The organism is Vibrio sp. 970 (genome assembly GCF_033339075.1).
Genome location: NZ_JAWOTW010000235.1, coordinates 1 through 765 on the forward strand (window position 1 = coordinate 1; position 765 = coordinate 765).

At 44.1% G+C, this 765-nt stretch carries 1 protein-coding gene; it reads right to left on the reverse strand.

What is annotated here, in order from left to right; genetic code table 11:
• Positions 1-48 precede the first annotated feature (48 nt).
• Positions 49-765 (reverse strand): succinylglutamate desuccinylase (locus R7Q11_RS25895; protein ID WP_225466966.1); only part of this gene is annotated, 717 nt, incomplete at its 5' end.

A 765-nucleotide genomic window follows, 5' to 3' on the forward strand; every position in this document is an offset into this window, starting at 1 on the left:
CAGTTAAGCCTCGGTAGATTGCAATTAACTTCTAAGAGTAATGTTGGATTAATCGTAAACCAACTCACCCTCTTCAAAACGTGTTTTTACTTCACAAACCATCAGTGCAGCACGTTGACCAATAGCGACATGACGATTTGGGAAGACAATTGCTTCGTTATCATTTTTAGCCATCAGAGGCTTGTCGCCATCATGACCAAAGACTTCACCATGAACAAACGAAGTAAAATTCTCCACGTTGTCGTCAAACATGAAATCGAAATCATCATGCAAGCGGACGATAGTGCGACTTACGCGATATTTAATACACGGTTTCGATAAGTGCTCTGGCTGAGCTTCTGCAATCAAATTACGCAGAGCCAAGTCAAATGCCGTTAATCTGTCCAGAGCGTTTTCACCAATTCTAGCGACGCGGCCAAGCTCCATCGTTAGCGCTTGTGCACCGTAATTCTCTGCACTGTACCAACTGAACGTACTTGATGGTGAATTGGATAACAACACAGCTTCAATATGCGCACTATCGAGAAAATCCACCAACGCTTTGCTGCGAACTGGGTGGCGCGTTTTTGGGCTTACCGCAAACGTGTAATGTTTCGAACCACGAATAGCACAATGCAAATCCAGGTGCCAACGCGTTTTTGGTTCTGTATCTTGATAGAAATCTCGCACCAACAGTTTCAGCGTATCAGCAATCGCCAGTTCTTTCGTTGGTTCGTGCTCTTTTTCATCGAATAGACGATTGAGGTTTTCTTCTAGGAATCGTGT